Below are 6,753 nucleotides of genomic sequence, written 5' to 3'. Positions count from 1 at the left end.
GCGCTGCGAGGTCTTGGTCGGCATCAGCACGCCGACGAGACCCTTGTCGGCGGCGTGTGCCGAATAGGTCATGGCAGCGACGCCAAGGGCCGCGACGGCGGCCAGTGTCTTGATGATCTTCACATTACTCTCCCTGGTTGATGGACGCGACACCTCGGGGCTTCGCGGGCCGCGCAGCCGAGCAGGAGCGCGGTCGCGCCTCTGTCGGCTTTATCGATCTCCGGTATCCTCCCAATCGGCCCCGCGACGCAGTTTCAATCGATACGATTTTGCTCGTTGCCGACCGTTGCGCCTCGGAACGCGCGAAGGGTGGGTTCCTTTGACATAACTGTCAAATGCGATCTTTGGTGGTTGCTATACCGAAACCGGTATGGTTTAGCATGCGGCAGGAAGCTGGCGAAAAGGCTGGAAGATCCATGGCAGCGTTACGCGATCCTGATGCGATTTCAGTAACTTACGAGAAGATCCCGGGAGACGGTGAGCCGCTCCTGCGCAGCGGCCTGAGCCTGCGCCATATGCGCATGATCGCCGCCCTTGACGATCACGGACGGGTGAGCGCCGCCGCGCAGGTCATGAACATCTCCCAGCCGGCGGCCTCGCGCATGATCGCCGAGATGGAGGCGGTGCTCGCGGTCAAGTTGTGCGAGCGGCTGCCGCGCGGCGTGACGCTGACCCCTTACGGCCAAGCGCTCGCCCGGCGCGCCCGCTCGATCCTGCTCGAGATGCGCGAAGCGGACCGCGAGATTTTGGAGCTCAAGGCCGGCAAGGGCGGCTCGGTGTTCCTCGGCGCCGTGACCGCGCCGGCAATCGAACTGGCCGTGCCGGCGATTCGCGAGATTCGTCGCCTCTACCCGCGCATCGAGATCACCATGCAGGTCGAGACGTCGAACGTGCTCGCCCGCGAGTTGATCGCCTCCCGCCACGACTTCATCATCGCCCGCATTCCAGACGACCTCAATCCGCGGCTGTTCGAATCGCGCGTCATCGGCATCGAGAAGGCCTGCCTGATCGTGCGCAGGGGCCATCCGCTTGCCAGCGGCAAGATGGTCGGTCTCGAGGAGACGGCCGCCTATGACTGGGTGTTCCAGTCCGGCGGCTCGCCGCTGCGCCAGGCGATGGAAAGCAATTTCCTGAACCGCAACATCCCGCTTCCCGACCGCATCCTCAACACCTCCTCGCTGCTCTTGACGCTGGTGATGGTGGCGCAGTCCGATGCCATCGCCCCGGTTTCGGTCCAGGTGGCCAAGTTCATCCAGAGCGCCGACGGACTGGCTGGCGCAATCGACGTCGTCCAGACCGAGTTCGACATCGAAGTCAGGCCCTACAGCCTGATAACGGTCAAGAACCGCGTGCTCTCGCCGGCGGCCAAGATGCTGCACGACTTCATCCTGCGCGAAGTGGGATAGGGAACGAGAATGCTACCTGCGCGTTCAAACCGATCGGCAGCGCGCTGGAGCCTGTTCCGGGTGAGGGGTGAGTTGTCGATGCTCAACAGCTCGGGAGGTTTTGATGGAACGTCGGTTGTTTCTGACTGGAATGCTTGGCGTTGCGGGGGCAGCAGCACTTGCAAGCCTCGCGGGACCAAGCAAGGCAGTTGCCGGTATTCCGGGCGGCAACGGAATCCTGGATGAGCTCGACAAGCCGGATCCAACCGTCTTCGAGGACGGGGAGGATAAAGCCGAACTGGAGCAGGTTTACCATCGTTATTGGCATCATGGGTATTACGGCCGTCGTCGCCGCAGGCGGCGGCGCGTGTGGAGACGGGTTTGCCGCCGCTATTGGCGCCATGGCTATTGGCGTCGCCGCTGCTGGCGCGAACGCGTCTGGATCGGCATCTGGCTCTAGGGGCCATAGCGGTTCAGCTTTTTGAAAGAGGCGCTGATCCGCTCCAAGCAGTGCCAGGCAATTCCGGACGGAAAATCGCTGTTTCCTGGAATTGCCTCACCAACTCAACAGCCGGCCATCGCAAGGTGGCCGGCTTCCGTTTCACCATAATCGCGCGACTGTTCTCCTGCGGCAGCCCAAGTCCGTCATGCTTGCGGCGACACGCGCTTGTTTCACGCTTTCGATGAACGTGATGGCTCCTTTCGGAATGCGGTCGAAAAGCGCCTTGATTTTCCAAAAACCCTGCTGTTGAGAGGGAGCGGGCAGTGGGCGGACCTGGAAGTTCGATGTTTTCAAAGCTGCCTGTTGTTAACCATCTCGATGTTAGCCTTGGTCTCGCTGGATGAGCGAGGCCAACAAGATGTACGCCGATCCTCAGCGGATTGGGTGGAGATTGATAGCCAGGGCGATAGCTTTATTCGCCGCTTTGCTGACAACGCTGCCTGCGGATGCGGAGACGGTGCGCGGCAGTCCCGGCGGCCAGATCATAGTTTTCGCCTTGCACGTTGCCAAACTGCGAGCCGCCGACGAGCCGGTGGCCTTCGACGGCGCGTGCGACAGCGCCTGCACGCTCTATTTGTCCCTGCCTGCCGACCAGCTCTGCGTCACCCCGCGCGCCTCCTTCGGTTTCCACCTGCCCTATGGCGTCGGCGCTGAGCAGAACGCAGTCGCCGCCGATTACCTGATCTCGCAATATCCCGACTGGGTGCGGCAGTGGATCGGAGAGCACGGCGGCCTGTCGCGCACCATCGTGCGGATGGAAGCCGACGAGGCCGCAAAGCATCTCCCCCCATGCGGGACTGTGGCGCAAGCCACGACAATCGCGTTCGCCTCCAGCCGCTGAAGGACACTCTGCTCTGATCGCGGCGGGTGCGCCGGCATTGTTGTGTGGCATGGAGCGGGTAGCGGGAATCGAACCCGCGCGTTCAGCTTGGGAAGCTGACAAGCTACCATTACATCATACCCGCGCAGCAGCCTCGTTACCATGACGGCGGGGCCTCAAGCAATCGGCAAAGCTGCATCCGCGGCCGCTCTGCTTGATGCCGCACGACCGAGTGCGTATTTCTGAAGTCGCGCTGCCGAATCGGGGCAGCTTGAACCCGGAGAACGGCCTTGTCCGCACTGACACGCTTCCTCGGCGATACGCCACTCAGGGTGCTCGTGAAGCTGCTGGTGGTTTCCTTCCTCGTCGGCCTCGTCATGCACGCCTTCGGCTGGTCGCCGATGGACGTCTTCTACGGCATCCGCCAGTTCTTCATCGATTTGTGGAATCTCGGCTTCCACGCCATCGACCGCTTCCTGGGCTATATCCTGCTCGGTGCCGCGATCGTCTTGCCGGTCTTCATCCTGCTCAGGATCGCCAGCTATCGAAAATAAAGCGTGATCCCGAACCGAAGGACCGCGAAGCGAAAAGTGGTTGCCGGTTTTTGTTTCGCTGACCCCGGCCCGGAAAAGATCATGCTCCAATTGATACTCAGGCGTAGCGGGCCGCGGCCTCGAACAGGATGGCGTGACGCGCGGCAAGGGCCGGCACATCGGTCGAATAGCCGCCGCCGATGACCCCGCACAGCGGAATGCCGCGGGCCTTGAAATGGGCGATCACCATCTCGTCCCGGGCACGCAGGCCTTGGTCGGAGAGCGCCAGCCGGCCAAGCCTGTCCTCGGCATGGACATCCACGCCGGCATTGTAGAAGACGATATCCCAGCGCCTTGCTTCCGATAGTTCCGGCAGGATGGCGCCGAGCCGATCGAGATAGGCGGCATCGCCGGTGCCGTCGGGCAGGGCGACATCGAGGTCGGAGGCGATCTTGCGCAGCGGATAGTTGCGCTCGCCATGCATGGAAAAGGTGAAGGCGCGGGGTTCATCCTTCAGGATGTCCGCCGTGCCGTCGCCCTGGTGCACGTCGAGATCGACGACCAGGATGTTTTCGACGGCGCGCTCCGCAAGCAGCGCCAGCGACGCGACGGCTACGTCGTTGAAAGTGCAGAAGCCGGCGCCTTGCACGCGCCGGGCGTGATGGCTGCCGCCGGCGGCGTTGCAGGCTATGCCGTGTCTCAGCGCCAGCCTTGCGGCCAGCACCGTGCCGGCGGTGGCAAGCTGTGCCCTGAGCGAAACGCGCTGCCCGACCGGAAAACCGATCTCGCGCTCGATCTTTTCCGGCACTTCGCAAGCCAGTACCTGGTCGACATAGTCTTCAGCATGCGCCAGCTTCAGCCATGCCGGCGGCGCCGGCTCCGGCGTCGAAAGCGCGTCCTGCACGGCCAGCCCACAGTTCCGCAAAGCTTCCATGAGCAGCGGATATTTGCTCATCGGAAACCGGTGGTTGACGGCAAAGCCGGCGTCGTAGTCGGGATGGTGGACGATCTGCAAGGGCATGATGAGGGCGGCCTGCGCCAATCTTCCTGCGCCAGTCCGGGAATTCGGTTGACCGCCGCTGGATGGCGATTGCACGGCAGCCGCAAACTGGGGCACATCGGCCGTGCGATCAAGCCGCAACGAGCGAGGCAGCAGTCCTTGGACAAGGGCGCGACCCAGATCAACGCCAGATCCTTCATCGTCACCAACCGATCGGTGCTGGCGATTGCCGGGCCGATGACGCTCGCCTATCTGACGACGCCGCTGCTCGGCATCGTCGATACCGCGGTGGTCGGGCAGTTCGGCGACGCGGCCCTTCTCGGCGGCTTGGCGGCGGGAGCGCTGGTCTTCGACGTCGTGTTCACCACCTTCAACTTCCTGCGCTCCGGCACCACCGGCCTTGTTGCACAGGCCTTCGGGCGCGGCGATCCGTTGGAGGAGCAGGCGGTGCTCTGGCGGGCCGTGCTGATCGCGGTCGTCGCCGGCGTCGTGCTTGCGGCGCTTGCGCCGCTCTTTGCCGTGGCCGGCCAGTGGTTCATGGGCGCCGAGCCGCGCGTCAGTGCCGCGATGTCGGTCTATATCCGCATCAGGCTGCTCGCCGCGCCCTTCTCGCTCGTCAACTACGCCATACTGGGCTACGTGCTGGGGCGCGGCGAAGGCGGGCTGGGGTTGATGCTGCAGGCGGTGCTCAACGGCATCAACATCCTGCTCTGTTTCCTGCTCGGCCTCGAGCTCGGCTGGGGCGTTGCCGGCGTCGCCTGGGCGACCGTCACCGGCGAGTTCCTGGCGATGCTGCTCGGCCTCGCCATCGTGCTCAGCCGCTTCCGCAAGCTGGAGCGGCCGTCGCGCCGGCGCATCCTCGACCTGCCGGCCTACAGGCGCATGCTGTCGCTCAACCGCGACATCATGATCCGCTCCTTCTCGCTGCTCGCCGCCTTCGCGTTGTTCACCAGGCAGGGCGCGCAGTTCGGCACGGTGACGCTCGCCGCCAACGCCGTGCTGATGAACTTCTTCCTCGTCGCCGGCTATTTCCTCGACGGTTTTGCCACCGCCGCGGAGCAGCTTGCCGGCCGCGCCGTCGGCGCGCATGCGGCGACGCCCTTCCGTCAGGCCGTGCGGCTGACCTTGATCTGGGGTTTCGGTCTCGCTGGCGCCGCCAGCCTTGTTCTGCTGACCGCCGGTGCCAGCCTGGTGGCGCTGGTGACCACGGCGCCGGAGGTCCGCGCGGTCGCCGACACCTATCTGCCCTGGGCCGCCTTCACGGCGCTGAGCGGCGTGCTGGCGTTCCAGTTGGACGGCGTCTTCATCGGCGCCACCTGGTCGCGCGATATGCGCAACATGATGCTCGTGTCGTTCCTCGCATTCAGCGCCGCGCTCATCACGCTGGCGCCGGCCTTCGGCAACAGCGGCCTGTGGGCGGCACTGCATGTCTTCCTGCTGGTGCGTGGGTTGAGCCTGCTCGCGGTGCTGCGGCTCAGGGTGCGCACGGCATTTTAGCCGTTTCTGTAGAAAGGGGAGCTAGATTGTTCTATATTGCTAGAGTTGCGGGTGTCTAGCATATAGGGGGAAACAATGAGCGGGGAGGTTCAGCAAGTAGAGCCTATGATCATAAAAGGGTCACGCACGAAAGGATTTTTATGCCTCGTCCCAAGCGCAGCCTTTGTTTGGCTAGGAGCTTATTTGATCCGGGAATCTATGAATAAACCAATATTCGCGGCGCTCAAAATGATTGTGGCGGGTTCGCTTGGCATATCCTTCTTTGGGCTGTGCTTACTGATTTTCGCCTGGTTGATCATCCGGCCGCACTTTTTAATCTTGGATGGCGGCGGGTTCACGGTTGGCGGCGGTCTTATTCGGACGCCATTCAAAATTGCCTGGCAGGATGTTCAGGGTTTCCATATCCGCAGGCAGAGACGATCTAAGGCGGTCGGGTTTCGCTTCGAACCTAGCGCCAAGCCCCGATCTGATGGGAGACCCAGAATTGAGGGTGGTCTCCCCCGGGGCTGGCGTCTATCAACGGAAAAGATGGTCGAGACCCTGAATTCCTACCGGCTGCAGGCGTTGCATGGTGAGCTGAGTCAGTCCTCGACCAGCTGAGTGAGTTCGCTTTGGAGATGCCGCTCGGAGCGGCTTCCTAAAGTGATCTAGCGGCCCAGGCGTCAACTCTGCTGTCGCGTAGCTCACGCAGCGAAGTCAGTCTTTCCCTTTCCACAAACCGCGCCATGCCGGCAACGATGCGGCCAGGCAGCGCCGGGCCGGCATAGATCATGCCGGTGTAGAGCTGGACCAGGTCGGCGCCGGCGCGGGTCTTCTCCAGTGCGGTTTCGGCCGAGTCGACGCCGCCGACGCCTATGATGGCCATCTCCGGGCCGAGCAGCTTGCGCATCCGGGCGAGCACCGCGGTCGAGCGCTCGAACAGCGGTTTGCCCGACAGCCCCCCGGTTTCGCCTGCAAGACTTGCGCTGCGCAATCCAGCCCGTGACAGCGTCATCGTTTCCAACACGACGCTGTCA

Annotated in this window: 7 protein-coding genes, 1 tRNA gene and 2 pseudogenes; 6 read left to right on the top strand and 4 right to left on the bottom strand. The window is 63.3% G+C overall.

The features are described from left to right. Positions 1-123 (bottom strand): annotated as a pseudogene (locus EOA38_RS41140) (sugar ABC transporter substrate-binding protein); the annotation flags it as partial. A gap of 293 nt (positions 124-416) precedes the next feature. On the opposite strand from EOA38_RS41140, the gene EOA38_RS23925 reads away from it, so the two are divergent. The 3 genes from EOA38_RS23925 to EOA38_RS23915 all read left to right on the top strand — a co-directional run bounded on the left by EOA38_RS23925 (position 417) and on the right by EOA38_RS23915 (position 2,728). Then, positions 417-1,406 (top strand): LysR family transcriptional regulator, encoded by a 990-nt coding sequence (locus EOA38_RS23925; protein ID WP_126090271.1) that lies wholly within the window; start codon positions 417-419, stop codon positions 1,404-1,406. 103 nt (positions 1,407-1,509) lie between these two features. Beyond that, the gene (locus EOA38_RS23920; RefSeq protein ID WP_126090270.1) at positions 1,510-1,845 is read left to right on the top strand and encodes a protamine-2 (modular protein); all 336 of its coding nucleotides are present in this window, start codon (positions 1,510-1,512) and stop codon (positions 1,843-1,845) included. Positions 1,846-2,344: 499 nt separating this feature from the next. Next, entirely contained in the window at positions 2,345-2,728 is a 384-nt protein-coding gene (locus EOA38_RS23915; RefSeq protein ID WP_127300387.1) for a hypothetical protein, read from the top strand. Between the two features lie 50 nt (positions 2,729-2,778). Here the strand turns inward: EOA38_RS23915 and EOA38_RS23910 are convergent. Then, a tRNA-Gly gene (locus tag EOA38_RS23910) sits at positions 2,779-2,852 on the bottom strand. A gap of 145 nt (positions 2,853-2,997) precedes the next feature. Here EOA38_RS23910 and EOA38_RS23905 point away from each other — a divergent pair. Continuing rightward, positions 2,998-3,261 carry a DUF6460 domain-containing protein gene (locus tag EOA38_RS23905; RefSeq protein ID WP_127300386.1) on the top strand — a complete coding sequence of 88 codons (264 nt, stop codon included), beginning with the start codon at positions 2,998-3,000 and terminating at the stop codon, positions 3,259-3,261. Between the two features lie 97 nt (positions 3,262-3,358). Here EOA38_RS23905 and EOA38_RS23900 read toward each other — a convergent pair whose 3' ends face one another. Then, positions 3,359-4,261, bottom strand: coding sequence for a histone deacetylase (locus tag EOA38_RS23900; RefSeq protein WP_127300389.1), 903 nt, complete (start codon positions 4,259-4,261; stop codon positions 3,359-3,361). A gap of 138 nt (positions 4,262-4,399) precedes the next feature. On the opposite strand from EOA38_RS23900, the gene EOA38_RS23895 reads away from it, so the two are divergent. Beyond that, positions 4,400-5,737 carry an MATE family efflux transporter gene (locus EOA38_RS23895; protein ID WP_189434841.1) on the top strand — a complete coding sequence of 446 codons (1,338 nt, stop codon included), beginning with the start codon at positions 4,400-4,402 and terminating at the stop codon, positions 5,735-5,737. A gap of 75 nt (positions 5,738-5,812) precedes the next feature. Next, entirely contained in the window at positions 5,813-6,337 is a 525-nt protein-coding gene (locus tag EOA38_RS23890; RefSeq protein WP_127300385.1) for an STM3941 family protein, read from the top strand. A 37-nt stretch (positions 6,338-6,374) separates the two neighbouring features. On the opposite strand, the pseudogene EOA38_RS23885 reads toward EOA38_RS23890, so the two are convergent. Continuing rightward, positions 6,375-6,753 (bottom strand): annotated as a pseudogene (locus EOA38_RS23885) (dihydroorotate dehydrogenase (quinone)); the annotation flags it as partial.

It is taken from the genome of Mesorhizobium sp. M1E.F.Ca.ET.041.01.1.1 (assembly GCF_003997355.1).
GTDB lineage: Bacteria > Pseudomonadota > Alphaproteobacteria > Rhizobiales > Rhizobiaceae > Mesorhizobium.
Note: the sequence above shows the minus strand (reverse complement) of the source record. Positions and strands in the feature narration are given on the sequence as shown.